Here is a 26,548-nt window from a genome sequence, read left to right as displayed (position 1 = left end):
TAAAAATGAAGCCCGTCGTTTGACGGGCTTTTGCGTTGATAAGTTGAATATTATTTTTGTTTTTTATTTTTATTAGATCAAAAAAATTTGATACTTTTATGACAATTAGAACGGACGACCACCAGCCAGACTAATACGTTTTAATAAGCGTCGCTGCTCTGAAGGAAAAGGCTTACGTGCATGTAAGGTAACTTGATTGTCCCAAAACACGATATCTCCGACTTCCCAATCATGCGTATAGCGAAATTCAGGTTGAGCCAAATGTTCGCGTAAGCGTGCAATTAATTCTGCCCCGGCAATATCATTGTAATTTACCAGTTCAACTTCATTTTTTGCACTGAGCCAAAGAGCTGATCTGCCAGATTCTGCATGTGTCCGAACCAGTGGGTGAGGATAAGCATGACCTACGACAGGCTGATCATCAAAACGATACAATGGAGTATGCCCATTAGCTTTTGAACCGTTGTTGCTTTGAGCGCGTACAAATGGATTGTAAGTAATCAATTGCAGTGAACGAATATGCTGTTTGAGATCGTCGTCGAGTGCTTCATAGGCTGCAATGGTATTGATCCATGATGTTTTTCCACCCGCTTTGGGTAATTCAATTGCATACAGCAATGAACCAAAAGAGGGTAAAGGTGTCCATTGGTGATCGGCATGGGGTGCCAGTTCGCCGTGCCCTGTATAGTCGCCTTGCCCCACGGCATTAGATACGGGTACAACGTCGGGTGGTACGCCTGTTTCCAAATCATATCCCAACACGGGATTGTCTTTGCTTGGTCGGAAAATTGAGCCAAAATAACTGGCAAATGCTAAAAACTGTAAATCATCGAGTTGCTGTTTTTTAAAAATAAGTACCAGATGCTGGGCCAAAGCCTGTTTTAACTTAAAGATGGTTTCGCCAGTTTGCGCTTTTTTTGCATCGAGTCCAGTCACAATAGCACCCAAAGCAGCATGATCAAGTGGTTGAATCTGAATTTCTTCACTAGGTTGAAGATGTTTAGGTTCATGCCAGCGCGGCGCATTATGGATCGCTTGTGAGAGTGGCGTGAGACTGCTCATTTAAATCTACTTGTATTCTAATTTGGCTGGTTTTGAGCATATGAAATCCCATACAAACAATGAAATGATAAAAAGTGAATAGATTATGAAAAGCTGGAATCTTAGTGCAGTCTTTTGTTTTTTATCTATTTATTATTATCAGATAACAATAGTCACATTCGGCACTCTTTCTTTTTAATCTCGCTTATGTGAAAAAAAAGCAACCGAAGTTGCTTTTAATTTGTATTTAAAACAGCTTAATCTTGCATTTAGAAACGATAACCGACACCGACATAAGTAATGATTGGATCAATATCGATTTTTGTTTTTGAGTTGATTAGCTCTGCGCCAGTATTACCATCGGTGACCGTAATTTTTGCCTCACTGTTAAGTTTGGCATAAGACACAGAACCCACTGCGAACCAGCTATCATTAAAGTCGTAAGTTGCACCCACTGTGGCAATCGGTGCGAATGCATCGGCTGCATCTACTTTCACCACTGGATTGGCGCTTGATGTTTTTTTATCTAATGCTGCGCCCGCTTTGTTGTCCTGAATGTTTCGGATCATATTACCTGCGGTGATCAGATCAGATTCAATCCCAGGGTTTAGCTTAATGTCATTAAAATATGCATACATCACGCCCACTCCCACATAGGGTCTGAATTTATTTACACCAGATTTACCAAACTGGTACTGCAGTTCTGCTGCAGGTAACCATGCCCGTACAGATGAAGCACGCTTCCCTTGAGATAAATCTGTAATTTTGATGTCTTGTTTTAGTGGGATATTACCACCTGCTGAACCAATAATATTACCCAAGGCATTACCCAGCAACGAACCGTCTTTTAGGGGAGTGGCAGCGCCAGAGAGAGGTGCATAAATTGTACCTTTACCTAAAATATCGACCTTAGGCGGGATACCACCTTTAATCTCAAGCGATAAATTATCGGTAAAATTATAGTTAAACAGTAGGCCAAGAGTATCGACATCATCGGCTTCAAGGCCTGAATTTGGTGCTTCCCATTGTGACAAACCGTTGATGGTTGCAGTACCAGATAATGCCGCAGGTAAGGTATTACCTCCAAGTAAGCCCTTATAGCCTGAATTAAGTAGGGTATACCATGCCTTACCCGAAACAGTACTTTGGTCAATGGCATTGAGTACGCTATCCGTCGAGACATCACCTACTTTAGACTGTGTACCTTCGGCAATTGGGGTATTGATTCTAACGGGGTTGGCTTTTCCTTGTGGCATGGCATGTAACCAGCCCGCTGAAACGGAAAAGCGTTTAAATCCATCGCCATCTTTTAAGCTAAAGTAAGGTGAGGCAGCATGGCTATGTGCAGAAATGAATAAGAGGCTTGTCATTAAGCCAGCAAAAGATTTGTTCATCTGAAGGGACTCCATGTCCAGTTTTTGTGATCATTTTTCTAAAAAACATCTTAAATGTTAAAACGAGCAGATCCTGTAAAATAAAATATTGCATATGTAGCAAAAAAGAAATGAAGTTTGGAATTATGAAGGAAATATGAATGAAAGCTAAAGTCAATAAAAAAAGGCCATCTTGATGGCCTTTTAAACACACAAATTTTAAGTTTTACATAAAACGAGACAAATCTTCTTCTGGACGAGCAGTGAGCACTTCGAGTCCGGTTTCAGTCACCAAAATCGTGTGTTCAAACTGTGCAGAGAGCTTGTGGTCTTTGGTGACCACAGTCCATTTGTCGCCAAGCAATTTGGTTTGCCAAACACCAGCGTTGACCATTGGCTCAATGGTAAAAGTCATTCCTGCTTCGAGTTGCATGCCGGTGCCTTTCTGACCGTAGTGTAAAACTTGTGGCTCATCATGGAACACGGTCCCGATACCATGGCCACAATATTCACGCACCACACTGAAACGCTCAGATTCGACATACTTTTGAATGGCATGACCAATGTCGCCAATAAATGAGCCGGCACGAACCGTTTGCATGCCGCGGTACATGGCTTCTTGTGCCACATTGCATAAACGATTTGCTAGAATTGAAGTTTCTCCACCTACCACATACATCATGTTGGTGTCGCCATGGTAACCATCTTTAATCACAGTTACGTCGATATTTAAAATATCGCCTTTTTTGAGAATCTTTTCAGCAGATGGAATCCCGTGACACACCACGTGGTTAACAGAAGTACAAATAGTGTGCTGAAACGCTGGACGACCTGGCGCTGCGCCATAGCCCAGACATGCCGGAATGGCCTGTTGAACATTGACGATATGATCATGACAGATTCGATCCAGCTCAAGCGTGCTCACGCCTGGCTGAATATACGGTTTAATCATGTCAAGAACTTCAGCCGCCAGTCGTCCTGCGATACGCATTTTTTCAATTTCTTCAGGAGTTTTAATCAGTCGACTTGGAGCCGTGTACGTACTATTCATGATACTTAAAAACTTTTGGTAATTTCAAAGCAGTTATGGTATAAATACCCGCCCATTTTATCAAATGCTTTTCGTGAATATATTTTATGAATTGCGTAGATGAAATAGGAAAAAATCCGCACATATGTCGTCACATTACTCTGGGTGCCTAGCAATAGGTGGAGAATGCGGACATATGGAGGCCTAACCCAACTTTAAGGTAAAGAAAATGGCAGATTACAACGTAAGCATGCGCGACCTTCTTCAAGCAGGCGCGCACTTTGGTCACCAAACTCGTTTCTGGAACCCAAAAATGCGTCAATACATTTTTGGCGCACGCAACAAAATTCACATCATCAACCTTGAGCACACTGTTCCTGCGTTAAATGATGCTTTGAACTTCGCTAACCAATTAGCAAGCAAAAAGAACAAAGTTTTGTTCGTTGGTACTAAACGTGCTGCTTCTAACATCATCCGTGAACAAGCTCAACGCGCTGGTCAACCATATGTAGATCACCGTTGGTTAGGTGGTATGTTGACGAACTGGAAAACACTTCGCCAATCTATCAGCCGTTTGAAAGATCTTCAAACTCAATCTCAAGATGGTACTTTTGCTAAGCTGACTAAGCGTGAAGCATTAGAGCGTAGCCGTGAGATGGAGAAACTTGAGCGTTCTTTAGGCGGTGTTAAAAACATGGGTGGTTTACCTGACGCATTATTTGTAATCGACGTTGATCACGAAGCGATTGCAATTAAAGAAGCTAAAAACCTTGGTATTCCTGTAATTGGTATCGTTGATACAAACTCTAACCCAGACAACGTAGACTACGTTATCCCGGGTAACGATGATGCGATTCGTGCAGTAACTTTATATGCTTCAGCTATGGCTGATGCAATTCTTGCTGGTAAAGAATACGCGCAATCTCAAGCGAATGCTCAAGCTAAAGGCGAAGAAGCAGCAGCTGCTTCTGAGGCTTAATGCGTTTGACGCCTGATTGTCATTTTTGCGACATGTAAGGGTGGCAAATTAAGCGTCGAAAAAAAGCAAACGGCCCAGAGTTTCCTTGGGCCGTTTTTGTTCAAAGATTTACTTTTTCTACCTATTTAGGAGAACAACATGACTGCAATTTCTGCAAGCATGGTAAAAGAATTACGTGACCGTACTGGTCTTGCAATGATGGAATGCAAAAAAGCATTAACAGAAGCGAATGGCGATATCGAGCTTGCGATTGATAACCTTCGTAAATCTGGTCAAGCAAAAGCAGCAAAAAAAGCAGGTAACATTGCAGCTGATGGCGCGATCACAATCGTTCAAGACGGTAACAAAGCAGCATTGGTAGAAGTAAACTGTCAAACTGACTTCGTTGCAAAAGACGAAAACTTCTCTAACTTCTCTAATGCGGTTGCAAAAGCAATTCTTGCTTCAGGTGTAACTGAAGCTGAAAAAATTGCTGAACTTAAATTGGAAGACGGTCAATCAGTTGAAGAAGCGCGTATTGCTCTTGTTCAAAAAATTGGTGAAAACATCCAAGTTCGTCGTGCGAAAATTGTTGAAGGTCAAAACCTTGCAGTTTACAAACACGGTCTTCGTATCGGTGTTGTTGTATCATTTACAGGTAGCGCAGAAACTGGTAAAGGTATTGCAATGCACGTTGCAGCGTTCAATCCAGTTGCGGTAAGTGCTGATGCAGTACCAGCAGATCTAGTTGCAAAAGAGAAAGAAATTGCTGAAGCAAAAGCAATTGAATCTGGCAAACCTGCAAATATCGTAGAAAAAATGGTATCTGGTTCAGTTGATAAATACTTGAACGAAGTTGCACTTGATCGTCAAATGTATGTAATCGACAATGACAAGAAAGTTGCTGATGTACTTAAAGCAACTGAAACGACTATTGTTGAATTTGTACGTTTCGAAGTGGGTGAAGGTATTGAGAAAAAAGCAGAAATGAGCTTCGCTGAAGAAGTTGCTGCTGCTCAAGCCGCTGCAAAATAATTACTTATTTTGTAAAAAAAAGCCCCTAAATTAGGGGCTTTTTTTTTAGACAAAAATGGATATTTCAAAAATGAAAAAAATAAATACCTACATCGTTGTGGCTGTTATCGCCTTTTTGCTGGTGTATTTTTTTGTTTTAAACCAACGTGAGCCTCATGTTGCATCACAAATTCAAACGTCGCCAGTCACTACTCAAGATTTTAACAACGATGCAATCAAATTGGCTTTCGAGCAGAAAAAAAGCAATGTTCAGGTACAAGGAGCAGGGCAGGTCAAAGCCGTTTTGCCTGACGATAATCAAGGGTCACGGCACCAGAAATTTATCTTAAGATTGGAAAATGGACAAACAGTACTTATTGCACATAACATCGACTTATCGCCGCGTTTACAAGGCTTGCAAAAAGGTGATCGTGTAGAGTTTTATGGTGAATATGAGTACACGCCAAAAGGCGGTGTTATACACTGGACGCATCGTGACCCGAAAGGTAGGCACTTAAATGGCTGGCTAAAATTTAATGGAAGCATCTATCAGTAATGAAGAGATGCTTCCAGCGAAACATTTAAATTATTCATTAAATGCCAAGAGAGTGCATGTTAATTTAATTGTTGTTTACTTTTCCAACTGGGTAAAATTTTAGCCAAGTAGGCATCCATGCACCAGAGCGGACCAATCAACAGAAATTGTACATCTTTTAAAAAGGAAGGTTTTTTGCCTTCAACCTTATGGCCGTAGAATTGCCCGATCCACGCCACAATAAAAACACCAATATAAAACCCCACGCCAACAGGCAATACATAGATCAACCATGCCATGACAGCAACTAGAGCCGCCATTGCCACGGCAAGGACTAAGTCTAGTCGTGCATAAAATATCAGTGAAAGTACAATCAGGAGTGCGGTCAGTAATGCACTAAAATGGTAAATTAAACCAATAATTGAAAACAAAATTGCAGGTACGCACACCCAATGAATTTTTTTATTGGTTTGGTTTTGATGGCTTTGGCTGTATTCGTCAAACCATTCCGTAATGGTTTTCATGTGGATCATCCTTGTTTTATTTATTCCTTTATTTAACGAATATAAAACACAATATGCATGCGGTCAAAACAGATTTTTGACTCGGGCGAACAAATCTAAAAAATATAAAAATTCATCGCCAAAAACGTTTAAAACAATTGGAAAAACCATTTTGAGCAAAAGTGACCTTAAAACTTTCTCGAATTTGCCTTATAAGCTCGCGTTAAACCGCATCTTTAAACATTTTTGCTACTAGGGTAGCTTTTGAGGCGTTTTGTTGTATAGCACGCAAATCAGAGCAAATTAAGACCAAGCTACAATTTGGTTAGTTTTTGTGTTTAAAAAGTGATCGTTTCGTAAAATTGCATTGTGAACCACGGCTAATCATTTTAACTTAAACATTCACACATCAGAACAAGAATGTATCGAACAAAAATAAAGAAACCACCGGATGGTGGCTTCTTTATTGCAAAAGTGAAGGAGCTAAAGCTTATGAATTTGGACCATCAACACGCTCAATACTTACTTTGCCTGTACCCGCACTCGCGAGTCCAATGCGTTTAGCTGCTGCGTAAGATAAATCTACGACTCGATTGCCATGAAATGGACCTCGATCGTTGACTTTAACCACGACACTTTTGCCGTTGTCTTTGTTGGTCACGCGAATGTAGCAGTTCAGCGGCAGACTACGGTGTGCTGCAGTAAGCTCGTTCATGTCGAAAGTTTCACCGTTAGCCGTTTTACGACCATGAAACTGACGACCATACCAAGATGCGATACCGGTCTGGCTAAATTTACGAACAGTGTTCGATGCTACAGAATTTAATTTTTCAATCACTGAAGGCTCTTCTTCAGGGATCTCGATTTTAGCCGCGATAGTTTGACGACGGATTTTGTCACCCGAACTTTCGGTGATTGAAAGACTATTTAAATTAGAGAAATGGGAATTGAAGTTGTTCTGCGAATCTTTATTCAAGACGCGAGCAGCCAAACTTGAACCGTCTGCATCGCCATTAAGAGATGATGCGGGAACCATTTCTGCTTGTGACTGGATAACTGCCAGTCCAATACTGAGTGCTAAAGCGTACTTTAACGTTAACTGCATTACTTAAACTCCTAGAGACAATTCACAAGGCTTAGCAAGTAGCCAAAATAATGTGAACAGCCTAATTTATTCACTTTTGCAATTGCTTTATGGAGGGGGATGATATTCATCGGCTTTGCAGAGTGTCTAGTGTTTGAAGTAAAAAAGTTACAAAAAGGACAAAATCTCACAAAAAATGAGCAAAAAATAACCTAAATTGTAACATTAAGTTTAAAGTGGCTATTTAGTGCTCTTTTTAACAAAAATATTTATTGACTTTTATATATTTTTAAAAAATTACATCATCTACTGGCGACTTCGGTACCCAACAACCAAACCGCTGTGGCATACATTCTGCTGCGGTTATAGGTCGTAATGACTTGAAAATTTGGATAGGTAATATAGTACATAGGACCATAATTTTCTTGTAATTGTATAACGTTGACCAAGTCAAGATCATCGATTTTCACAATCGGATTTAGCGGCGTAACACCTTGCGTTTTGAGTGCGCCATAAGGGGTAGGCTGGGTCAGATCCTTTGCAATAATTGTATCTGGCGTATTACCTGTATAACGTGCGGCAAATCCAATAGGTTGATTTCGTTGCCAGCCATTTTGAGCAAGGTAATTTGCAATTGACGCAATTGCATCTTCAGCAGAATTGCGTAGGTCAATATGCCCACTTGCATCGTAATCAACACCAAACTTGGTAATGTTGCTTGGCATAAATTGAGGATAACCAATCGCACCCGCATAAGAACCCACGATACTGTTGGTTGGGTAGCCTTCTTTATATGTCCAAGCGATCAAAGCACCTAATTCATCACTAAAATAATCTGCTCGGCGAGGGTAACCAAAAGCTAGAGTCGCAAGTGCGTCACGCGTGATAAACGAGCCTTTGTTTGCGCCATAGCCTGTTTCGACCCCTAAGATACCTAAGATAATCGATTGCGGCACACCAAATTGCTGTTCTGCGCGGTTTAAAACATCTGCATACTGATTTTTAAAACGCACGCCACGCTGAATAGTACCTTCGCTCAAAAACATGGCTTTATAGTCATACCATGGCTTACTTTCACCAGGACGTGTCATGATGTTTAAAATATTGGGAAGATTTTTGGCGCCTGACATCGCATTGTCGACTTGCTCGGCAGTCAGACCATAAGTGGCCATGGTTTTTTGCTTAAAGCTTGGATAATTTGGATCGGTGATAAAGTCGTTCGCTTGAGAGCAGCTGGCAGTAAGAAAAAAACTGCCGAGAAGTAAAAAACGTCTAAATGGTTGCTTCACTACCATGTTCAACATAGTATTATAAATTCCTGAATTAAAATAAAAAAATATAATTATCGATGGGTGTGGATCGACATGACCAGTCCAAAAGTCGCCATCAGGGTAATAATTGCGGTGCCGCCATAGCTCATAAACGGTAGCGGTACACCCACTACGGGTAAAATACCACTAACCATGCCAGCATTTACAAATACATAAACAAAAAAGGACAAACCTAACGACCCTGCAACAAGGCGGCCGTAGTTATGAAAGCACTGTAATCCAATTTGGAATGTTCTAAAAATAATTGCAAAATACAGCAGCACTAAAATGGTGACACCAATCAAACCAAATTCTTCGGAGTAGGCTGCAATAATAAAATCGGTATGACCCTCAGGTAAAAAGTGTAAATGTGATTGTGTGCCTTCTAAAAAGCCTTTACCTGAAAATCCACCTGAACCAATGGCTGTTTTTGATTGGATAATATTCCAGCCTGTACCGAGCGCATCTGCCTCGGGGTTTAAGAGTGTGAGTACACGTTGTCGCTGATAATCATGTAATAAAAATTCCCACGCAATTGGAATTAAGAGTCCTGCGCCAGCAACAGCAGCACCAATGAGTTTCCAAGAGAGCCCGCTTAAAAACAACACAAATAACCCACTGGCCAATACCAGTAAAGATGTACCCAAGTCAGGTTGTTCTGCAATTAAAAGAAATGGAATTCCAACCAAAAGCATGGTGATCATGACATTGGGAACGCTCGGCGGAAGCGGTTTACGCGATAAAAACCACGCCACCATCATTGGCATACCGATTTTCATGAACTCACTGGGTTGTACACTTCCAAAACCGGGAATATCAATCCAGCGCTGTGCACCCATGCGAATTTCACCAAATACCATTACAGCAATCAGTGAAAAGAGGCCAAACAGATAAAAATAAGGAGAAAATGCTTGATAAACCTTCGGTGGAATTTGTGCGAGCGTCAACATGACAATAAAGCCAATTCCAAAGCTCATGGCTTGCTTAGAGACTAACCCGATATCTTGTGCAGAGGCACTATATAAGACAGTCAGCCCAAGACAGGCATTTAAAATCAAAAAAGAACATAACCAAGGATCAATATGTAATCTTTGCCATTTGGATGGAAGCATTGCTGTGCTTAAGCCATCGCGCGGCGCTTGGCGTAGAAATTTGTATTGAGAGCTTGGAGACATAAGGTTTTACAAAGGAATAATCAATGCATGGCGCATGCTAACATATCCCTTAATTTAGGCAATCTATATCCATATTTTGCAATAAAAAAACCTGGAAAAATCCAGGTTTTTTTGCGCTATGTTTTAGTTGCTAAAAAATAACGTATCATGATACTCAGCGAGCGCTTTTAACTCTAAACGATTTAGATTTGGAATCAGCTTATCGATGGCGATATGAACGGCTTTGGTCACTGCGGCAGCACCAATATCTGCAGCCTTGCGTTTGATCATGCCTAAATCCAGTGTTTTATTAAATTCAATCATAAAATGACGGATCGTGGCATCTGCAAATTGCTTATAAAGTTCAGCCAGTGCTTGCTTGTCGACAGCATTACCTGCTTGAATTTCAGCAAAACTATGCTTCAGATTTGTGACCAAACCTGGATCAAGCGACTCACCGACTTTATATTCTCCTTCAGCAGTTTTAAATAAACTACGTTCGGAAAACTCGATGGACTGTTTTACAACATCATTGGGCGCTTTGCTTAAAAGTTGTTTGAGCAAAACGGCAACGGTTGATTTGACATAGCCTGCCAATTTTTCAGCGGTTTCACGCTTATCGCTCTCTGGAAAGCGACGAACAAGTTCGATTAAAAGCGCATCAATAATTTCATCATTGATTTGTAGGGCTACCTGATCGCGTAATGGATACAGTGGCTCACTTGAGTTCTTTTTTTCGATACCTGTCTGAATATTTTTAAGCAATGCTTCAGATGGAGTAAAACCAAAAAATGGCATGTCTGATCCTCAATTATTGATTTTATTGTCGGGCCAATCGAATAGGGCTTGGCATCCATGACAAGTCAGATACACGACACGGATTAATGTCTAAACCACCGCGTCGCGTATAGGTTGCATACACCATCAGTTTTTCAGGCTTTAAGTTTTGCCATATGTCGGCGTACATCTGCTCGACGCATTGCTCATGAAAGCCATTGTGCTGACGATAAGAAATAATATACGCGAGAATACTGTTATAACAAGGCTTAATACCTTGATAACGAATGAAAACTGTTCCCCAATCCGGTTGTCCAGTCACAGGACAATTACTGCGTAATAGATGTGAATATAAATTCACTTCGATTTGTGACTGGTCATCAGCATCTAGCGCAAGCAAGCTTGCATCCGGATGTGACTCCAAGCGTGCTGGTTTGAATTGATCGATACAGATTCCAGACGGTTGGCTGATCTCGAGCGCATCTACATCAAACAACTCAAAGCCGACCTTTGCATTGGCAGCTTGACTCAAATCTTTTTCAACAAGGTCAATTAGTGCTGCTTTAGACACAAAACGATGAAAGTTTAGACTATTAAAATATAACTTTAATGATTTTGACTCGATCAGATTTTCAGAGGTTGCGGGAAGGGTAATCCGTCCAATTGCAACTTGTGGAATCCTGTCTTGATTGAGCCAAGAAAGCTCAAAAACATGCCACCAATCTTTGCCCTGAGAAACACCTGTAATGTTTGCATATTGTTCACGTGAAGATGAACGTGAAATAGGAAACAAAATGCCGGGTTCATAAGTTGTTGGATATTCTGTTTCTTTACCTAAAAGAGATTTTTCTACACTCATTCACGCATTCCTGAACCACGAGAAAGTAAATAATACGCTACGCCATATAAAAGAACGCAGCACACGGTCACCACAATCAGTGACAATGAAACGTTGACATCGCTCTGACCCAAAATGCCATAGCGAAATGCATTGACCATATACACAATTGGATTGATCAACGATAATTTTTGCCAAAATGGCCCCAAAGCACTAATGGCGTAGAATACGCCACCTAAATACGTTAAAGGGGTAAGAACAAAAGTGGGAATAATCGAGATATCATCAAACGATTTGGCATATACGGCATTGATGAATCCACCTAAAGCGAACAAAAAGGATGTGACCAAGACGGTATAAATAGTCACAAACCAGTTATGTATATAAAGGTCGGTAAAAAATAGGCTCATCATGGTCACAATAATGCCCACCAAAACCCCACGAAACACGCCTCCAACCACATAGCCCCATAAAATGAGATGTAAAGGTACTGGGCTCATGATCAGTTCTTCAATGCTTTTTTGAAACTTGGCACTAAAAAAGCTTGACGAGACATTTGCATAACTGTTGGTAATGATAGCCATCATGATCAGACCCGGCACAATAAACTGCATGTAGCTGAATCCACCCATTTGACCGACACGAGAACCGACCAGATTACCAAAGATAATAAAGTACAGGCTCATGGTGATGGCAGGTGGTAGCAGTGTTTGAGGCCAAATCCGCATAAAACGACGAATTTCTTTACGTACTAAGGTACCGAAGGCTGTACAGAGCTGACTAAAATTCATTGTGCCGCTCCTTGTTGCTCTAGATTTTTTTCGACCATACGTACAAATAATTCTTCAAGTCGGTTGGACTTATTTCGCATACTGCGGACTTGAATGCCTTGTGCTTCTAAAAGCTGAAACAAATCATTCATACTGTGTGCTTTATCTAGTGTCACTTCAAGTGTCAGCGGATCGATCAAATTAAAGCGCACCCCAATAATGTTAAGATCATTCGATAACTCAACTGGTTCTGCCAGATCAAAAATAAAAGACTCTTCACTTAACTGATTTAAGAAGCTTTTCATCGTGGTGTCTTCTTTAATCACGCCCCGATCAATAATTGCAATGCGGCGACATAACATTTCGGCTTCTTCAAGATAATGCGTGGTTAAAATGATTGAAGTACCGGCATTATTCATCTCGACTAGAAAATCCCACATCGAACGGCGCAACTCGATATCGACACCTGCGGTAGGTTCATCAAGGATCAGTAACTTTGGTTCGTGCATCATGGCTCTGGCAATCATTAGTCGACGCTTCATACCGCCAGAAAGCATTCTGGCCTGCATGTTGCGCTTTTCCCAAAGCCCTAATTTTTCGAGATACAATTCTGCGCGCTGCTCGGCAAGTTTTTTAGGGATGCCGTAATAACCAGCCTGTGTCACCAGAATATCGAAGGTCTTTTCAAAATGGCCAAAATTAAACTCTTGTGGCACAACACCTAAGCATTGTTTTGCACGGGAAGGTTGCTTGTCTAAATCATGGCCAAAAATATTGACCTCACCAGCACTTTTTTTTGTTAAGGAACTGATGATACTGATGGTGGTCGATTTTCCAGCACCGTTTGGACCTAGAAGCGCATAAAATTCACCTTCCGGAACAGTTAGGTTGATTCCTTTTAAGGCTTGAAATCCATTGCGATAAGTTTTGGACAAATCACGTAATATCAAGGCATCAGTCATGAAACGCTCACACTTAATTCAATAGTACTATTTTGAGTGATATCGAAAAATAAACCAAGTGATAAGATGGGATTGAGCGGAACGAAATATAGAACGCTGAAAAAACAGACATACTATGTGATGTGTAATATAGTTATTTAGCATGATGCTTTTTAAAATTGTTAAGTAAAACGAAACAATAAGCATAAAATAGGATACATTATGTATTTTAAGAAATATAAAAAAACACTTATGATATATTGGAACGTGTGATCTAGAAGCACTTTGGCATAAACTATTAGATGACAAAAGGCTTAAGTTGATAAATTAAGATTAAGATAGAGTTATGAATAATCGACACGTTACTTTACAGGATAAATATTCGAACATTCACCATCTTATGCGAGTGAAAGACCTTATTGTAGATCCAATCAAGAAAACTGAAACGTGTCAGTGGTTATGGATTTATAAAACAACATCGGAGTTTTTTCCTTTCGAGTTATGGACCCAACTTGATCGTGTTCAAGTGAATGAGAAATTAGTTTATAAGGATCTTACCTTTAAGGTTATTCACATTGACGATGAAGATCATCCGCTATTCTCTTGAACTGATGCGAAATTAACATGAACTGACGATTGTGTATCGAAATACAACACACCATGAACAGGATGAAATTTAAATATCTGAATAAATAGGCCATATTGATATTTTTACATTGAAGAAAATATCATGGATAACACTTTAAACGATTACGAAAAAATTGAAAAACTGATCCAGCATAGTCGAATCGTGATGGTTACTTTTACCAATCATGACGGACACTTACATAGTGCGCCTATGACCAGACAAAATAAAACATTTGACGGTAATGTATTTTTCATCGGAGCCAAACACTCTGAATTAGTTCAAAGTATTACATCACAGCCAGAAGTTAACCTTGCTTATTCGGGTAGTGATTCTTTTGTATCTATCAGCGGTAAGGCGCAGTGTATTAATGATCCACAGTTGCTCGAAGAACTCTGGTCGCCTGCTTATCAAATCTTCTTTAAAGAAGGTTTACACGATCCTGATATTCAACTGATTCAAGTCACATGTCATGGTGCGCAATATTGGGAAGGGGATGGAAAACTTGTGACGTTATTTAAGCTTGCCAAAGCTTCAGTTACGGGAGAGCAAGACAATCTGGGTGAATCGAAATCTATGCGATTATAAGCCATTGATCTGTTAATTGTATAAGCGTCGTAGAGATGGGCTTTTTACAGGTAAGGGTTAATTCCTCGCTGATGAAGTCCCACCTTGCGGCGCAGCTTGGTTTGCTCTTCTTGCAGCAACTCATTCACAAATTGGGGTAGAACATCCTCATTCAACATGGAGGGGTGAAAACCATCTGCATTGAGCTGTTGGAAAAAAAGGTCAATTTTAGAGCTTTTTTGGGCATATTTCATCGACCATTTTTTAAAATAAATTCTTTTAATTTCAATGGCTTTAAACACATTAATTTCATGGTGACGAGGGTCTTGCATTATGCGTTGCATAAGATCGTTTAAGATTTCCTCTTCACCTTCAAGGCACTGGAAAAATGCATTATTGGCATAATACAGTACACCATAAATTTGGTGCTTTGCATTGAAATCACGAGCCTTACTTAAAATATCATTCAGATTCTCAATCAAATCGCCAGCATCCACTGGTCGTATGCTGGAGTAGCACAGTCTTATTTTCATTAACTACGTCCTGCTATTGAGAATAAATCGAAATCAAATTTTAGGATGATGATACTGGTTTGCCAACGTGTGCGGTTCTTCACTTAAAAGCTGGATGAATGACGGTATTGTTGAGTCAGACAAAAGATAAGGGTTAAATTCATCTAGATGGGTCTGTTGGAAAAAATCAGCTAAACGTTTATTTACAGGTGCAAACTTCATGCTCCAATGTTTAAAAAGACGCTGTTGCATCGATTCACGATATAGAATTTCGCAATTTTGATGTCGGGAATCTTTAAGAATATGTTGATAAAAAAGCGTATCGATTTTCGATTGTTCACCTTCTAGGCACTGCACAAAGTAACCATATCCGTAATATAGTACACCTGTTATTTCATTTCTAGAATTAAAATCAACAGCAGTGTTTAAAATATCAATCAGATCTTGCTTTAATTCTGGGTGTAGATGACTTGCTTTACTTGCGTACAAGATTCTAACCATTTCCATGACATTTTCCAAAGCTAACAATAAGGTTTTTAGTGGGTAATGGCACTGGTACTTCGCCCACGTGTGGTAAAACAAGAAATGTAAGGTGTGCATTGGTCTTTATGTGATAAGCCGCACACAATACATAGTTTTAATCGACAAAGCCACTTCTTTCATAAGGAATTTTCCGATTCATGTATATTATAAACTAAATCACTGTTTTATAAGTAAAAAAATACAAAATAAAATGTTTCTAATTACAGGTGGTTTTATATGTTTTTGTAAATATAAAAAGTAAAATTTACCAAATGGTATACATAAGATTTTGAATTTATTGAAATATAAATTATTTTTAAAAATTGATGTTGTATAAAAAATAGACAAATGTAAGCTATTTCTCACAATCATGTAAGCTATGGATTATTTTAAGTTTGCGTAAGTTATCTATACTCAGTTCGTACATTATCTTGTTCATTTTTTCCATAGAAAAATGAATAATAACTTAAACACCTTTATAATAATTTTATAAAGAATAAAAGAATAAGATTAGGGGACTTACGAGTTAGATAATGTGTAGCGTGTTTCCTCCTCCTTAGCACACACCTTCCTAAGGAGGAGGAAATTTTTATTTTCATTCGAAAAGGTCATCAAAATGCAGATTGTTAAAAATATCTTTATATCATTTGTGTATATGATGATTGTTTCTATTTTAATTGTAATATTTTACCGAATTGGTATTCATAAATATGTCAATATTACCGTAAGTGCCATTATCTTTGGTTTACTAACTTTCTTCTATTTTAAGACTATTGTTTCATCATTGCTTTGTCATTTATTTTATTATGGTATGTTGTTTTACTTGAGTCAGACGCTTGATGTTTTAATGATGCTTTTAATTTCCATAAGTACAATGATCGTCATGAAAATATATTTAATCGGGTGGAGTAAGTTTGATACTTATATTAAAGAAAATCAGATATATAGAAATTAAATTAATCTATATAAATAAAGAATGAAAATAGAATTTAGATTATGGTCTTTATATTTTAGGTTTTTTTATTTATTTCAATAATTTTATTTATAAAATATTTTGTGTAGCCATAATTTTAACTAGAATTTGAATTTAAAAAATTACAGTTTACTAGTTGCTTGATTAGTGATAGATATTTTGATTTTTTTGGAATTTATATAGTAATAGAAATTTTTTTAAACATAGTTATTTAAGTAACTTTTTAATCTTATTCACAATGTTAAAAACACTATACATAGCTACATATGTTCTGATACGATCTTAATCACTAAATCAAAAGGTTTGTATAAATACATTCTAATTTAATTTTAAATCTTCATTGATCTTTCCATACTAAACTTTAACTTATAATTAAAAAAAGAGGTGTAAGATGTCTACATTATTGGTATTAATCGTTCTGATTGGGGTGGTTGTATTTGTTCTTGCAACATTAAAAGGAGATAAAAAAGCAAGTAAACAAAGAAATCCCATTAAGGGCAAACGCATCTTAACGATGAATGAGCAACCAACTTTTTTTAGATTAAGAGAAGCACTTCCAGAGCACATCATTCTAGCGCAAGTTGCTTTCAGTGCTTTTATGACTGCTAAAGGATTTCCAACACGTAATTTATTCAATCGTAAAGCTGCAGATTTTGTAGTGTTAGATAAATCACTCAATATAGTTGCAATTGTTGAGTTGGATGATTCATCACATATCGGAAAAGAAGATAAAGACGCAGACAGAGATGCATTAGTTGCTGAAGCAGGTTTCCGAGTGATTCGATACAAGAGAACCCCAGATTTTGCACAAGTACAAAAAGATTTTGGGGTTTTTCCCATCGCCCAATCTGTTCCTGAATCTAACCCAATCAAAGAATCTGAAGAAAATTTAGAAAAAACCAAAATTATTACAGATGCTTTTATTTTTCAATCAGAATTAGGGGAGCGGAAAAAGCTATCTGAATAGTTCAGATACTTTGATTGGTGAGTATCGGGTGTGCAAGCGTTAATCGACTTTTTTGATGTAGCATTTTTGCATGGTCCAACTTCACAGAACAAATGATTGAACTAATCTGATTCTATAGCCGTATAAGTTGAATTAAAAAGATGAATTCTGTTTTGAAGATTTGGAACGCTGAAAGTGAATTCGAACATGTGCTATTTTATAATGTTACGCCAGATTTGCGCCAAAGTAGGTTGTAAGCTATATAATTAAAGAAATATTGGTGCGCTCGGCGGGGATCGAACCCACGACCCCAGGCTTCGGAAGTCGTGAATTATTTACAAAAGTTTACAATTCTATATGGCTGGAAGGGACTTCAATGCATTGCGCAAGTGGTCATTTTGCAAGTGTGCATAGCGTTCTGTAGTTGTAATACAGCTATGTCCAAGCAGATCGCGAACAGTGTATAAAGCAACTCCCGATTGTACCAACCATGATGCAAAGGTATGTCTTAAGTCGTGACAAACAAAATCTTCAATTCCTGCTCTTTCTCTAGCGTATCTAAATCCCTTCTTTAAGCTTTTAATATGAGTGTTGTAACGTTTGTTATAGAACACATATTCATCACTTTCCCGATTTTGATAGTGCTCACGTAATATCTTAATTGCATCATCACACAATGCGACAAAGCGCCTGCGCTTTGTCTTTGTATGATGTTTTGTCAATAAAATATATTTAGTGTCAAATTTAACTCGATCCCAAGTGAGTTTTAATAACTCACCAGTGCGACATCCTGTTAATAGAGCTAATCGAACAAATAAATGTAGATAGTAATTATCAGTACACGCATTAATTAGTCTATTAGCTTCATCATAAGTTAAAAACCTAATGCGAGGATCATTCTCAGGCAATTTAAAATTAGAGAATGGATTTTTGATATCAATGTCATGATCTTTTAAATAAAAATTTATTGCAGCTCTAGCAGAATGCAACTCTCTATTAATTGTTGCATTGTCAATTTGCAATACGCGTCTGAAATGCACGTAATCACGTATTGATTGTCTTGTGACATTGATGACTTCGGGATCTTGAAAGAAAACATCAAGATGATTTTGATGTCTGACCGTTGTTTCTTTTGAGCTATGCTCTGAATATTTTAAGTAGTATGTGAAGCATTCATTGAGTTTCATAATTCACCATATTTGTAATATTTTGCCAATCGATGTTTTTGGGTGAAAAATAAATGTACATAAATAACAGTCACTTGATAAATTTGAAATTTCTTCAGGTCAGGAGCAAAATTAAATCGAGAATGGAAGATAATGCCAATTTGACACACGTTAAAAGCCAGAGACTACGCCTTGCTACGTAGACACTCGCAATTCCCCTGACTGGCTTTTATGGTTGATGCAACGTTAAATCAAAGAGACGGTTTTAGTAATCAGGGAAAAAGCATTCAAATGCTTTATTAAAACAAAATATTGGAATAAGAATTAAGCTATTGAAAGTTAAATGAAATAACCAATTTAACTGTAAATCTATTAGAAAATAGAGAAATGAAAGATTAAATGCGTTAATCATAGAGCATGTGCTCCATTGATAGGATTATGTCTGAGATTGTCTTGTACATAATTTTGAGATTGATTTTGTTCTTCTAGATATTGAAGATACTTTGCATATTCAGTCGGTGACATTGTCTTAGTTGTTTGTTGTTGCTGAATATTTGTATTTTGCTGCGTTTGAAATTGTTGATTTTGTTGTTCAGAAAAATAGTTAAAAGGTCTGTCTCCAGATATGATCTTTTTACAATCATCTTGGCTAACATCTAGTTTAGTTCCTTGTTGAGTATAGCCCTGAAGTTTGCCATTTTTTGAAGTCATACATCCGGCAAGAACTGGTTTTGCGGTTACATCGTATTGAATAGAATCCTGAATATTTTGCGTTTCAAAAGGTTTATTGGGATTGTATTTAACAGAGATTGTTTGCATGTCGTTTTGTGTACGAGATAGCATTTCATCTTTCTTTTTTTGATCATATGCAGTGTCAAAAGTTACTCGACATTGTTCATATGTCCATTCTAATTGCTTTTGACAATTATCAATTTTAGCTTGTATATCTGGAGTTATTGTAGGATCAGAGGGGGTGGACGTTTGTTGTTGTGAAGTGGACGTTTGTTTTTTAACTTCCACTTGATCTTGTTTTTTTCCTAATCCAAGAAAATTTTTATTGTATGCATTGAATATACCGAATCCGATTAGTGCAATCGAGATTAATGCCCAACCATACAAACCGAAAGGAACGTTTGTGCGCTGGGGATGTTCTTCAGCAGAAATATAAAACTTGTACATGGTTTTTGGAAATCGCCAGAATTTCCAAGAAAGAGCATTTTTGATAGTTGAGAATCCAAACTGATCTTGAAGTTCTACATACTCATAAATGGTTGATGCTTTTAAGTTGAACAGACGTCTGAGAATTAGATGTTTTGTAACTGATGCTCTAACTGAGTTATTTAATCGTTCAGGTTTTTGAGTGATGAAATAGATATCAATACCAAAATGTCGATGTAATGTTAGTGATCTGCCTATGTCTAGTATGTCTTCTTTTGCCTTAAGGAGGGCAAGTTCATAATTCTTTTTTTCACGTCTTACCAGTTCTTCTTTTTCTTTTACTTTTAAATCATCTCTTGCATTGATTTTATCTATGTTTTCTAAATATGGCGTTTCGTCAATTTGATATGTTTTTAACAAGTCATCTTTTGAAAAAGCAGGATGTTCATGCGCTTCATCATAAACAAGTACAGAACCATTTGGCAGATCGCGCCAGTCGAAAGGTTTATCTGTTGTGGATTGAATAAGAATAGTGCCCGGGTATGAGCATCCGATAATATTTGTATAGATCCGTCTATTTGGTTGAGCTTTAGAAATTCTATCAATTTCTGACATACAGTAAAGTGTTTTGCCTGCGCCTAGCGGTGCTGAAATTACAATAGACATTTTTACTACTCCTCAAAGCAAATCGCTGTCACGTGTCGCTCGCTGAACGACGCGCTTCGCACATCGAACACCGCGCGCCCCGCGCCCGCGCTTAGCTTTTTCCAATAAATATTTTTGCTGATTTGATATATGCAGCAATCGCAATCGCAGACATTAAAATGCTGAGACACAAATCAATTTTTAGTAATTGAATAAATGAAAGTACGTCAGAAGGTAATGAATGTAATGCTGAACCGATTGCCAACTTTGCTTGATCGACTAGATCGTTAATAAACTTGTATGTGACGATTGAAAGACCTGCTCCTAAAAGTAGTCTTGCAATAAGCGACGAGACAAGGCTTGTTAAAATGAAAGTTAATAGTTTTGCCATTTAAGACCTCACTACTATTGAGGCTGCCCAGTAATAAGCAACTGCGACAAATATGTAAGAGATAAGATCAAGGTATGAACAAAATCTTGTGTATGTGAATGTGTAAGTAAAAACTGGACCGTGAGGGAGAGGTAAAGTTAAAGTGTTATCAGGGGGACATGATGCAGTCACTTTAAATAAGTTTTCTACAAATGATCTTTCAGTAAGTTCAGTAGTAGGCAACTCAATTGATTCTTGTTGTTCTGGATCTTCTTTTACCCAATCTATGAATTCACAGACGTATGATGCCCAGTCGCAGAAAGCTGGTAATTGAAAGTTAGTAGAGGATTTTGAAGGTTCGCCAGTTGTTCCGTCTTCATTTTTAGTTTCTGTTTCAGTCTCTGCCTTACCAGATGAACCCGATGTCAGTTTTGCGTTCTGTGGGTTAGCATCGTTTGCTATTGCTGATTTAGCTGCATCGACCATCTTATTGGCAGCTTGGTTTATTCCTGTGTCAGTATCTGCTTTAGATAGTGAGTCTGTGGCTTTACCGTTTGAATCTTGCAATGTGTATGCATCGGTGGCTAATTTATTTGATAATTCAGAGTTGGGAGCATTTGTAAGTTGATCTTGTATTGCTTGTTGAAAATCTGAGTCTGTTACAGTGGGAGAAACTGGAGAGGGATTGGGGTTATAGTTTTGGTTTAGTTTCGGCGTTAATGCAATCCAGTCGTTTTCTCCGTTTTCTTTTTTGCATGCTGCATATGCCATATCACCGATTTGAAAAGGTTGAAAAAGATGATTTGTTATAGCTGACCCTTTTGTATAGCCACGTAGGACACATATTGAAGACCAGGCTATATTTAGTGATGTGGGTGGAACTGAATCAATTGTGTCTGAATATAAGTATTGATGATTTGAACACTTAGAATCTATGCAATCGTTTGGATCTGTTTGTTGTTTAGTTATTTTACCCCCCTCATCAATTACCCATCCAATTGCATTTACTAACTCTTTGATAGCAGCTTCACCGACGTACATAACAGCAGTTCCGGCGACTGTACCAGCAGCTATTTTTGCGACATTTTTTCCGTGTCTTGCAACGAGTGTTTTTGCTATATCTAACTTAGATGCAGGTACTTGTAATGCTTCAATTGTTACGCCTACTTTGGAGCCTGCTTTGATTGCTGAATCCGAATATTTTGCAGATGATTGCTGAGGTGTAGCTTTAACATTTGAGAGAGTTTTATAAGTTGTCGTATCGTTGTTTAGTTTTTCACGTACTTCTTTTGATACAGTGCCGTTCCAATCATTAAGATCGTTAGCTGCATATGTATGTGTACATATGAGTATTATTAGAAGTAATAAAAATAAAAAGAGATTTCTCATTTAAGTAATCTCCAGAAAGCTAGAGCTACTACTATTAAAATCACATAATTAATAAAAGATTGATCACTCATAGTAGTAGCCTTTGTTTTAACCGCGACCGAAGAATGCGATGACTTTTTTAACTGCAAAAATGCCGACAGCAATTCCGAGAATCCAAATTGCTGCTGTATCAATGAGTGAAGAAGCATCGTTATCACTTGTTGCGGTAGTGATGTCAGCAGCAGTTAGGGCGAATGTTTGTGATGCACCGAGTGCTGATCCCGTACCTAAGATTGCAATTGCAAGACGTTGAGCATTGTCTTTTTTTGAAATTGCTTTCATGTTTGGTGTTTGATTCATAGTGAATCTCCTTATTTTTGATTTAATTAACCGCCGAAAAGGCGTTTTACTTTTGTAACGGTGAACACAAGAACGAAAACAGAGATCATGTATTTAAGTAGTTCATCTCTAGCTTCATCAGTGAGTTCAGGTAAAAGCGGACTGTAGACAGCCCACTGGTCACAAGCCTGAGTCGCTGTATTCACAATTTCGCAGACGTATGACATTTCTTTAATTCCTAAGACAAAAGCTTTTGTATTTCTGAAAATGGCATTGTCTTATCTGAAATAGATAAGTAAGTTGTCATGCGATCAGAGTAGCCATTTAGTTCAAAATCAAAATATCTGATAGTCGTGCCATGACCAGATTCATGCTTGTAACGGCTAATAGAGTGAATAAACGATTTACGAATTGCTGTCTCACCGATAAATACAAGATCATCAGGAACAGATCTGGAAAGTAGTTCTTGGTAGACGAGTGACTTAGATGTAATTCGGTTCAATCGCTCAGCGTGTTGTTGTCTGTCATATTCTTTTTCGCTAATTCCAAACATGATCAATACTCACTTTAAGAAATTAGCCTAAGCAGATTTTTGAGTCTGGTTAGGTTTTTGGTCAGCAGGGGTAGACTTTGGAACAAGGTCTTTAATAATCGTAGTCATCGATTTACCATTGGAGACTTGCTCCAGTGTCGCTTCCGCAATGAGTGGAAACTCGAAATGCTTGATCTTGTCGAAATTGGCAGATGTACCCCATTTCATTTGTTCACCCACTTCACCAACGAAGTTGTCGCCTTCTTGTAGGTCTGCTTTGAAAAATACGGTTGTGCTATCAAATGGACGTCCGTTGTATTCGCCCTTGCTTGATTTAGCCCCTAGTACGATCATTTCTGTTTTAAATAGCATGGATAAATTCCTTATATTGATTTTGGTTCACAAGCGGTACACGGAAAAAAGATGAGTTATCTGTATTAGCTTGTATTGGTTGATCAAGTCGTAATGCAGCCATGACAGCAGCATGTGAGAAATTAAGACGTTTAGGTACAACGTCTTCATCAGATGAAATGATGTTAAGCAGGTCTTCATCATTGATAAATTTGCGGAACTGGCGAATGTATTTGCCAAATTGGTGTTTAACAATTTCGAGTGCTTTATCGACGTTAATCGTTGCTTGCTTCTTAACGAGTTCGCATTTTTCAGGTGCTACAAATTCGTTTAGCTTGTTGCATAACGCTTCAAGGGCAGGGTATGCACCTTTAAAATAGGTACTGGGTGATAGAAGTACATCGAGAGGTAAGTAGCGGTCAGTTGACTTAAGCTCTAATTCAGCACGCGTCCACAAACTGAGTGAATCACCTTCTTTTTTGCCACGTTCATAAAAACGGAGGAATTTGGAGCTTGAACGGTTGCCAATAGTTAAAGTACGACCCTTGCCATTGATGCGCTTCCAGTCGCCTAGATGATTGACTTCTGAATTGCGTCCACCACACCAGAATAAATCTTGTGTATCCCATTGATCAGCTAGATCGACAGACACCCATTCACTTTCGAAATCATCGAATGCAATGTCGACACGGTTAAGCTTTGGTGTTTTGGCTTGCACTTTGAGAAATTTATAAAGTTGTTCGTTCCAGCCTTTACGAGCTAAAGCGCATCCAGTTCCGTTAATTTGCACCGTAATACGTTTATTATTATGGCCATATAAAACTACGCCTAAATTATCTTGTAAGTCATAGCCATACTTATTCCAGTGCATACCTTTATCGCGTTTTTGAGCGATACCAAAGCCGAAAATTTCAAATAAAATTTGATCTAACCATGTTTCAATGGCGTCACCAATTGATAGCTCAACTTGCTCGGGTTGTAATTGAACGTATTTATCGCCAAACGTGCTTTGACAGAAGCTAAAAGTTACCCAGTCCAATCCTACAATGTTGTTTTCGATTGGCGAACATCGGAGGACAGGTACAACACCTTGAGGAGTTGAAATAAGTTGGTAATTATCCAAATGTCTTGGAAAAGCCCATGACTCAGATGCCTGTTGCGTATCCGCTACCCCTATATTATAAAAAGGGGTGCTTTCTGCCGTGTTTTGCGCAGTTTTGGATATTTTTTGTACAAATATTTCTTGGATAGAAGTTTCAGCAGGCTTTACCTTTTTCTCTGGCTGATTGTCATAAGCAGCTAGCTTATTTTTGACAATGCTATCAAGCATGTTTTTCAACGATTGCCCATCTGCAAGTGATACATCACCAAATGTAGTGGCACAGTGAATTTCATCAAAAATGGTTTTTTGTCGATCAAACACTTCAACTAATGGAAGTGAAGCTTGATCAAAATCTTGTATCAGAGAAATTAAATTATTCATTATTCTTCTCCAAACGCTTCTATTAATTCTGAATTGGCGTTTTTGTATATATCAGCGTATGCATCTATAACTGATGCATCGTATGACCAGTCATGCGCAACAAGCGCTAAATGCATAAGACATTTTTCAGCAGCAATTGCTGGAGTTAATGCTTCTAGGCAAGGCTCGGCATGATCTGATACGATCTTAGCGACTTGATCAAAAGCAGCTTGAATAAATTCTGCTTTGGTTTTAAATGTTAATTGAGCTTCTGACATTAGAATGCTCCAATATAAAGTTTTGGGGAAATAATGGGTGAGTTAATATTCATAATGATTATTTTTGGTTTAGGTTTTTTAATAGGCCGTGTTACGGCACCAAAAAAAATTGAAGTTAAAAAAGTTAGAACAAGGACTCTTACATATAACGACAGACAAAAAGAGAAAATTAAATATGAGACTGATGCTGATCGAATCAGGGAATTAAATTCATTAAGTAAAAATGAAGGATCATTTCTGAGAGTTCTAAGACAAGAGTTTGCAAAGCATGATGTGATAGTTAAAGAAAAAAGATTTTTTATTGCGGATGAAGACAAGTATCCAATAGCAATATTTGAGTACCGTGAAGGGCATACGCCTTTAAGGAACTCAGATGTTGAAGACGGAATACCTTTGTTTTTGTATAAAGGATTAATTTCAAGTGAAGCAATCAGAGAAGATAAAGAGCAAATTTTTGCTATACAAGAAAAACGCTTATAGTAATAACTATTATAAAATTGAGCTTCTAACATTAGAATGCTCCTTATAATTTTTAATAAAGGGGATAAAAATGGAAAAACTATTACCTGTACTTATTGTTTTTGTTATTGTTTTAATTGTAATTGCATATACACAACGTAAAGGAAGAAAGGAAAAAGTTTTTAGAGATAAATTTAAACGTTCTAATAATTCAAAGCCTTTTAGAAAACATCCAAGTAATGCAACACGAAGTAATGACAGGTTCAGGTCAAAGGGTGGTAACTCAGTTGCTAGCTTGAAAGAAGCCATACAGCGAGAGTTCGGACGTTTTTCAATTAAAGAAAGAAATGGGCAAATATTAATTTGTGAAATTGACCATCGAGGTGAATTTAACGAACTAATATTTGTACGTTTTGAAGTGAATTGTGAAAAAAGAGTTGAAAATAAAGGACGATTTATTGTTGCTTCATATCCATATGTTCCGAATGGAGCAGAAATGCGAAGAGATTTCGACCCTATATTACGTAAATACAGATAAGACATAAAAAGCCCCTTGAATTATTTTTCCATGAACTTTATGTTTATGGAATATTAATTTACGCAAATGCATAAACTCATATGCGTAAAATATTTATTCATATGCGTAAAGTCAAGGGGCGGAAAATGGCTAAAGTTTTAATAGATCTAATAGATAGGGCAAGATGGAAGGCTGGAAGCTACAAAGCTGTTGCTGAAAAAATGGGAATAAGCTCTGCTAGATTATCAGAATATAAAAGTGGACATAGGAATCCATCGGCTTTTGCTATATGTCAACTTGCTGATATTGCTGAACTTGATCCAAAAGACGTTTTATTTGAAGTAATGCAAGAAGTAGATTCTGATCATTCTAGTTTATGGGAAAAATGGTGCGCTCGGCGGGGATCGAACCCACGACCCCAGGCTTCGGA

At 38.0% G+C, this 26,548-nt stretch carries 30 protein-coding genes; 8 read left to right on the top strand and 22 right to left on the bottom strand.

Annotation, left to right across the window (positions count from 1 at the left end; genetic code table 11):
• Positions 1-105: 105 nt before the first annotated feature.
• The 3 genes from ADA42_RS13375 to map all read right to left on the bottom strand — a co-directional run bounded on the left by ADA42_RS13375 (position 106) and on the right by map (position 3,465).
• Positions 106-1,062, bottom strand: coding sequence for a TauD/TfdA dioxygenase family protein (locus ADA42_RS13375; RefSeq protein ID WP_004947991.1), 957 nt, complete (start codon positions 1,060-1,062; stop codon positions 106-108).
• A gap of 248 nt (positions 1,063-1,310) precedes the next feature.
• Positions 1,311-2,435: an OmpW/AlkL family protein gene (locus ADA42_RS13370; protein WP_004938535.1), complete on the bottom strand. Its 1,125-nt coding sequence runs from the start codon at positions 2,433-2,435 to the stop codon at positions 1,311-1,313.
• Positions 2,436-2,640: 205 nt separating this feature from the next.
• Entirely contained in the window at positions 2,641-3,465 is an 825-nt protein-coding gene (gene map / locus ADA42_RS13365; protein ID WP_004947985.1) for a type I methionyl aminopeptidase, read from the bottom strand.
• A 208-nt stretch (positions 3,466-3,673) separates the two neighbouring features.
• Between map and rpsB the strand changes: the two genes are divergently transcribed.
• The 3 genes from rpsB (at position 3,674) to ADA42_RS13350 (ending at position 5,972) form a co-directional block, all read left to right on the top strand.
• Positions 3,674-4,423, top strand: coding sequence for a 30S ribosomal protein S2 (gene rpsB / locus ADA42_RS13360; protein WP_004938527.1), 750 nt, complete (start codon positions 3,674-3,676; stop codon positions 4,421-4,423).
• A 138-nt stretch (positions 4,424-4,561) separates the two neighbouring features.
• Positions 4,562-5,437, top strand: a complete 876-nt coding sequence (tsf, locus tag ADA42_RS13355) for a translation elongation factor Ts (protein WP_004938524.1) — start codon at positions 4,562-4,564, stop codon at positions 5,435-5,437.
• Between the two features lie 70 nt (positions 5,438-5,507).
• Positions 5,508-5,972, top strand: coding sequence for a DUF3465 domain-containing protein (locus ADA42_RS13350; RefSeq protein WP_004947981.1), 465 nt, complete (start codon positions 5,508-5,510; stop codon positions 5,970-5,972).
• Between the two features lie 59 nt (positions 5,973-6,031).
• On the opposite strand, the gene ADA42_RS13345 is transcribed toward ADA42_RS13350, so the two are convergent.
• The 8 genes from ADA42_RS13345 to ADA42_RS13305 all read right to left on the bottom strand — a co-directional run bounded on the left by ADA42_RS13345 (position 6,032) and on the right by ADA42_RS13305 (position 13,349).
• Complete coding sequence (locus ADA42_RS13345; RefSeq protein WP_004938518.1) at positions 6,032-6,475, bottom strand: DUF962 domain-containing protein; 444 nt, start codon at positions 6,473-6,475, stop codon at positions 6,032-6,034.
• A gap of 469 nt (positions 6,476-6,944) precedes the next feature.
• A complete protein-coding gene (locus tag ADA42_RS13335) occupies positions 6,945-7,559 on the bottom strand; it encodes a septal ring lytic transglycosylase RlpA family protein (protein WP_004938515.1) in 615 nt (204 codons plus the stop codon).
• 281 nt (positions 7,560-7,840) lie between these two features.
• Complete coding sequence (gene mltB, locus ADA42_RS13330) at positions 7,841-8,842, bottom strand: lytic murein transglycosylase B (protein ID WP_048765698.1); 1,002 nt, start codon at positions 8,840-8,842, stop codon at positions 7,841-7,843.
• A gap of 38 nt (positions 8,843-8,880) precedes the next feature.
• A complete protein-coding gene (rodA, locus tag ADA42_RS13325; protein ID WP_004938509.1) occupies positions 8,881-10,023 on the bottom strand; it encodes a rod shape-determining protein RodA in 1,143 nt (380 codons plus the stop codon).
• A gap of 123 nt (positions 10,024-10,146) precedes the next feature.
• The gene (locus ADA42_RS13320; RefSeq protein WP_004947971.1) at positions 10,147-10,800 is read right to left on the bottom strand and encodes a hypothetical protein; all 654 of its coding nucleotides are present in this window, start codon (positions 10,798-10,800) and stop codon (positions 10,147-10,149) included.
• Positions 10,801-10,822: 22 nt separating this feature from the next.
• Entirely contained in the window at positions 10,823-11,638 is an 816-nt protein-coding gene (queF, locus tag ADA42_RS13315; RefSeq protein WP_004947966.1) for an NADPH-dependent 7-cyano-7-deazaguanine reductase QueF, read from the bottom strand.
• Complete coding sequence (locus ADA42_RS13310) at positions 11,635-12,408, bottom strand: ABC transporter permease (protein ID WP_004947963.1); 774 nt, start codon at positions 12,406-12,408, stop codon at positions 11,635-11,637. Before ADA42_RS13310 ends, queF begins: the two co-directional genes overlap by 4 nt.
• A complete protein-coding gene (locus ADA42_RS13305) occupies positions 12,405-13,349 on the bottom strand; it encodes an ABC transporter ATP-binding protein (protein ID WP_004938498.1) in 945 nt (314 codons plus the stop codon). The genes ADA42_RS13310 and ADA42_RS13305 overlap by 4 nt, the downstream gene beginning before the upstream one ends.
• 709 nt (positions 13,350-14,058) lie before the next feature.
• On the opposite strand from ADA42_RS13305, the gene ADA42_RS13295 reads away from it, so the two are divergent.
• Positions 14,059-14,541, top strand: coding sequence for a pyridoxamine 5'-phosphate oxidase family protein (locus tag ADA42_RS13295; protein ID WP_004947957.1), 483 nt, complete (start codon positions 14,059-14,061; stop codon positions 14,539-14,541).
• A 44-nt stretch (positions 14,542-14,585) separates the two neighbouring features.
• On the opposite strand, the gene ADA42_RS13290 is transcribed toward ADA42_RS13295, so the two are convergent.
• Together ADA42_RS13290 and ADA42_RS13285 are read right to left on the bottom strand one after the other, a co-directional pair.
• Entirely contained in the window at positions 14,586-15,053 is a 468-nt protein-coding gene (locus ADA42_RS13290; protein ID WP_048765696.1) for a BLUF domain-containing protein, read from the bottom strand.
• A 33-nt stretch (positions 15,054-15,086) separates the two neighbouring features.
• Positions 15,087-15,539, bottom strand: coding sequence for a BLUF domain-containing protein (locus ADA42_RS13285; protein ID WP_004938485.1), 453 nt, complete (start codon positions 15,537-15,539; stop codon positions 15,087-15,089).
• Positions 15,540-16,918: 1,379 nt separating this feature from the next.
• On the opposite strand from ADA42_RS13285, the gene ADA42_RS13275 reads away from it, so the two are divergent.
• A complete protein-coding gene (locus ADA42_RS13275) occupies positions 16,919-17,494 on the top strand; it encodes a DUF2726 domain-containing protein (RefSeq protein ID WP_004947950.1) in 576 nt (191 codons plus the stop codon).
• A 332-nt stretch (positions 17,495-17,826) separates the two neighbouring features.
• Here the strand turns inward: ADA42_RS13275 and ADA42_RS13270 are convergent, their stop codons facing one another.
• The 9 genes from ADA42_RS13270 to ADA42_RS13225 form a co-directional block, all read right to left on the bottom strand.
• The gene (locus tag ADA42_RS13270) at positions 17,827-18,660 is read right to left on the bottom strand and encodes a tyrosine-type recombinase/integrase (RefSeq protein ID WP_004947947.1); all 834 of its coding nucleotides are present in this window, start codon (positions 18,658-18,660) and stop codon (positions 17,827-17,829) included.
• A gap of 387 nt (positions 18,661-19,047) precedes the next feature.
• Positions 19,048-20,463, bottom strand: a complete 1,416-nt coding sequence (locus ADA42_RS13265) for a zonular occludens toxin domain-containing protein (protein WP_048765694.1) — start codon at positions 20,461-20,463, stop codon at positions 19,048-19,050.
• Between the two features lie 91 nt (positions 20,464-20,554).
• Positions 20,555-20,833 carry a DUF2523 family protein gene (locus ADA42_RS13260; RefSeq protein WP_004947940.1) on the bottom strand — a complete coding sequence of 93 codons (279 nt, stop codon included), beginning with the start codon at positions 20,831-20,833 and terminating at the stop codon, positions 20,555-20,557.
• Positions 20,834-22,201, bottom strand: a complete 1,368-nt coding sequence (locus ADA42_RS13255; RefSeq protein ID WP_004947935.1) for a virulence factor TspB C-terminal domain-related protein — start codon at positions 22,199-22,201, stop codon at positions 20,834-20,836.
• 87 nt (positions 22,202-22,288) lie between these two features.
• Positions 22,289-22,540, bottom strand: coding sequence for a hypothetical protein (locus ADA42_RS13250; RefSeq protein ID WP_004947932.1), 252 nt, complete (start codon positions 22,538-22,540; stop codon positions 22,289-22,291).
• A gap of 217 nt (positions 22,541-22,757) precedes the next feature.
• Positions 22,758-23,072 (bottom strand): hypothetical protein, encoded by a 315-nt coding sequence (locus tag ADA42_RS13240; protein WP_004947926.1) that lies wholly within the window; start codon positions 23,070-23,072, stop codon positions 22,758-22,760.
• Between the two features lie 27 nt (positions 23,073-23,099).
• The gene (locus tag ADA42_RS13235) at positions 23,100-23,423 is read right to left on the bottom strand and encodes a hypothetical protein (protein ID WP_004947923.1); all 324 of its coding nucleotides are present in this window, start codon (positions 23,421-23,423) and stop codon (positions 23,100-23,102) included.
• Positions 23,413-24,885 carry a replication initiation factor domain-containing protein gene (locus ADA42_RS13230; protein WP_048765692.1) on the bottom strand — a complete coding sequence of 491 codons (1,473 nt, stop codon included), beginning with the start codon at positions 24,883-24,885 and terminating at the stop codon, positions 23,413-23,415. Before ADA42_RS13230 ends, ADA42_RS13235 begins: the two co-directional genes overlap by 11 nt.
• On the bottom strand, positions 24,885-25,142 hold the full coding sequence (locus ADA42_RS13225; protein ID WP_004947918.1) for a hypothetical protein: 258 nt from the start codon (positions 25,140-25,142) through the stop codon (positions 24,885-24,887). Before ADA42_RS13225 ends, ADA42_RS13230 begins: the two co-directional genes overlap by 1 nt.
• A gap of 33 nt (positions 25,143-25,175) precedes the next feature.
• Between ADA42_RS13225 and ADA42_RS13220 the strand changes: the two genes are divergently transcribed.
• The 3 genes from ADA42_RS13220 to ADA42_RS13210 form a co-directional block, all read left to right on the top strand.
• Positions 25,176-25,622, top strand: coding sequence for a hypothetical protein (locus tag ADA42_RS13220; protein WP_040053927.1), 447 nt, complete (start codon positions 25,176-25,178; stop codon positions 25,620-25,622).
• Positions 25,623-25,692: 70 nt separating this feature from the next.
• Positions 25,693-26,139 (top strand): hypothetical protein, encoded by a 447-nt coding sequence (locus ADA42_RS13215; RefSeq protein WP_004947912.1) that lies wholly within the window; start codon positions 25,693-25,695, stop codon positions 26,137-26,139.
• A 125-nt stretch (positions 26,140-26,264) separates the two neighbouring features.
• On the top strand, positions 26,265-26,548 hold a 284-nt coding region (locus ADA42_RS13210; protein ID WP_161798551.1), incomplete at its 3' end, for a helix-turn-helix domain-containing protein.

This window comes from Acinetobacter sp. 243_ASPC, from assembly GCF_001054715.1.
Lineage (GTDB): Bacteria > Pseudomonadota > Gammaproteobacteria > Pseudomonadales > Moraxellaceae > Acinetobacter > Acinetobacter soli.
The sequence above is the reverse complement of the archived record's forward strand: the minus strand, read 5'-3'. Positions and strand labels throughout refer to the sequence as shown.

What these genes read in the sequence shown, in the direction of transcription:
- mltB (WP_048765698.1), bottom strand. Translation starts at nt 8,842, where the DNA reads ATGTTGAACATGGTAGTGAAGCAACCATTTAGACGTTTTTTACTTCTC.
- queF (WP_004947966.1), bottom strand. Translation starts at nt 11,638, where the DNA reads ATGAGTGTAGAAAAATCTCTTTTAGGTAAAGAAACAGAATATCCAACA.
- map (WP_004947985.1), bottom strand. Translation starts at nt 3,465, where the DNA reads ATGAATAGTACGTACACGGCTCCAAGTCGACTGATTAAAACTCCTGAA.
- ADA42_RS13285 (WP_004938485.1), bottom strand. Translation starts at nt 15,539, where the DNA reads ATGGAAATGGTTAGAATCTTGTACGCAAGTAAAGCAAGTCATCTACAC.
- ADA42_RS13320 (WP_004947971.1), bottom strand. Translation starts at nt 10,800, where the DNA reads ATGCCATTTTTTGGTTTTACTCCATCTGAAGCATTGCTTAAAAATATT.
- ADA42_RS13235 (WP_004947923.1), bottom strand. Translation starts at nt 23,423, where the DNA reads ATGCTATTTAAAACAGAAATGATCGTACTAGGGGCTAAATCAAGCAAG.
- ADA42_RS13215 (WP_004947912.1), top strand. Translation starts at nt 25,693, where the DNA reads ATGGAAAAACTATTACCTGTACTTATTGTTTTTGTTATTGTTTTAATT.
- ADA42_RS13350 (WP_004947981.1), top strand. Translation starts at nt 5,508, where the DNA reads ATGAAAAAAATAAATACCTACATCGTTGTGGCTGTTATCGCCTTTTTG.
- ADA42_RS13225 (WP_004947918.1), bottom strand. Translation starts at nt 25,142, where the DNA reads ATGTCAGAAGCTCAATTAACATTTAAAACCAAAGCAGAATTTATTCAA.
- ADA42_RS13270 (WP_004947947.1), bottom strand. Translation starts at nt 18,660, where the DNA reads ATGAAACTCAATGAATGCTTCACATACTACTTAAAATATTCAGAGCAT.
- ADA42_RS13275 (WP_004947950.1), top strand. Translation starts at nt 16,919, where the DNA reads ATGTCTACATTATTGGTATTAATCGTTCTGATTGGGGTGGTTGTATTT.
- ADA42_RS13345 (WP_004938518.1), bottom strand. Translation starts at nt 6,475, where the DNA reads ATGAAAACCATTACGGAATGGTTTGACGAATACAGCCAAAGCCATCAA.
- ADA42_RS13260 (WP_004947940.1), bottom strand. Translation starts at nt 20,833, where the DNA reads ATGGCAAAACTATTAACTTTCATTTTAACAAGCCTTGTCTCGTCGCTT.
- ADA42_RS13220 (WP_040053927.1), top strand. Translation starts at nt 25,176, where the DNA reads ATGGGTGAGTTAATATTCATAATGATTATTTTTGGTTTAGGTTTTTTA.
- ADA42_RS13240 (WP_004947926.1), bottom strand. Translation starts at nt 23,072, where the DNA reads ATGTTTGGAATTAGCGAAAAAGAATATGACAGACAACAACACGCTGAG.
- ADA42_RS13265 (WP_048765694.1), bottom strand. Translation starts at nt 20,463, where the DNA reads ATGTCTATTGTAATTTCAGCACCGCTAGGCGCAGGCAAAACACTTTAC.
- ADA42_RS13255 (WP_004947935.1), bottom strand. Translation starts at nt 22,201, where the DNA reads ATGAGAAATCTCTTTTTATTTTTATTACTTCTAATAATACTCATATGT.
- ADA42_RS13375 (WP_004947991.1), bottom strand. Translation starts at nt 1,062, where the DNA reads ATGAGCAGTCTCACGCCACTCTCACAAGCGATCCATAATGCGCCGCGC.
- ADA42_RS13310 (WP_004947963.1), bottom strand. Translation starts at nt 12,408, where the DNA reads ATGAATTTTAGTCAGCTCTGTACAGCCTTCGGTACCTTAGTACGTAAA.
- ADA42_RS13290 (WP_048765696.1), bottom strand. Translation starts at nt 15,053, where the DNA reads ATGAAAATAAGACTGTGCTACTCCAGCATACGACCAGTGGATGCTGGC.
- ADA42_RS13305 (WP_004938498.1), bottom strand. Translation starts at nt 13,349, where the DNA reads ATGACTGATGCCTTGATATTACGTGATTTGTCCAAAACTTATCGCAAT.
- ADA42_RS13230 (WP_048765692.1), bottom strand. Translation starts at nt 24,885, where the DNA reads ATGAATAATTTAATTTCTCTGATACAAGATTTTGATCAAGCTTCACTT.
- ADA42_RS13295 (WP_004947957.1), top strand. Translation starts at nt 14,059, where the DNA reads ATGGATAACACTTTAAACGATTACGAAAAAATTGAAAAACTGATCCAG.
- ADA42_RS13370 (WP_004938535.1), bottom strand. Translation starts at nt 2,435, where the DNA reads ATGAACAAATCTTTTGCTGGCTTAATGACAAGCCTCTTATTCATTTCT.
- ADA42_RS13335 (WP_004938515.1), bottom strand. Translation starts at nt 7,559, where the DNA reads ATGCAGTTAACGTTAAAGTACGCTTTAGCACTCAGTATTGGACTGGCA.
- tsf (WP_004938524.1), top strand. Translation starts at nt 4,562, where the DNA reads ATGACTGCAATTTCTGCAAGCATGGTAAAAGAATTACGTGACCGTACT.
- rpsB (WP_004938527.1), top strand. Translation starts at nt 3,674, where the DNA reads ATGGCAGATTACAACGTAAGCATGCGCGACCTTCTTCAAGCAGGCGCG.
- ADA42_RS13250 (WP_004947932.1), bottom strand. Translation starts at nt 22,540, where the DNA reads ATGAATCAAACACCAAACATGAAAGCAATTTCAAAAAAAGACAATGCT.
- rodA (WP_004938509.1), bottom strand. Translation starts at nt 10,023, where the DNA reads ATGTCTCCAAGCTCTCAATACAAATTTCTACGCCAAGCGCCGCGCGAT.